The organism is Salinisphaera sp. G21_0, from assembly GCF_017744115.1.
Taxonomy (GTDB): domain Bacteria; phylum Pseudomonadota; class Gammaproteobacteria; order Pseudomonadales; family Endozoicomonadaceae; genus Endozoicomonas.
The window spans coordinates 1-679 of sequence record NZ_JAGHQW010000226.1 but is presented as its reverse complement, the minus strand read 5'-3'; the positions used below and the strand labels follow the sequence as shown (position 1 = coordinate 679).

1 protein-coding gene is annotated in these 679 nt (G+C 56.6%); it reads right to left on the bottom strand.

Annotation, left to right across the window (positions count from 1 at the left end; all coding sequences use genetic code 11):
- A partial coding sequence (locus J7439_RS27635; RefSeq protein WP_209204916.1) for a DUF1601 domain-containing protein occupies positions 1-679 on the bottom strand: 679 nt, incomplete at both ends.

The window sequence follows — 679 nt, the reverse complement described above, 5'->3', positions numbered from 1 at the left end:
GGGCATTAAATTGGTCTTTCTGTGCCTTCACGTTGGGCAACAGTGCGGCCACAGTCACGTTGAGTTCTGGTGTCCGCTCCTGTCTGTTGTCCACCAGTTTTGCTATGGCCCACAGCAGGTTGGCGATACCCTGGGCATTAAATTGGTCTTTCTGTGCGATCACGTGGGGCAACAGTGCGGCCACGGCCTCGTTGAGCCCTGGTGTCTGCTCCTGCCCGCTGTCCACCAGTTTCGCTATGGCCCACAGCAGGTTGGCGATACCCTGGGCCTTAAATTGGTCTTTCTTTACGTTCACCTGGGGCAACAGCGCCGCCACGGCCTCGTTGAATTCTGGTGTCTGCTCCTGCCCGTTGTCTACCAGTTTCGCCATGGCCCACAGCAGGTTGGCGATATGCTGACGAATAAATTGGTCTTTCTGTGCGTTCACGTGGGACAACAGCGCGGCCACGGCCTGGTTGAGTTCTGGAGTCTGCTCCTGCCCGTTGTCCACCAGTTTCGCCACGGCCCACAGCAGGTTGGCGATGCCCTGGGCATTAAATTGGTCTTTCTGTACGTTCACATGGGGCAACAGTACGGCCACGGCCTCTTTGAGCCCTTGTGTTCTCGCCTGTTGGTTGTCCACCAGTTTCGCCATGGCCCACAGCAGGTTGGTGATATCCTGGGCATTAAATTGGTCTTT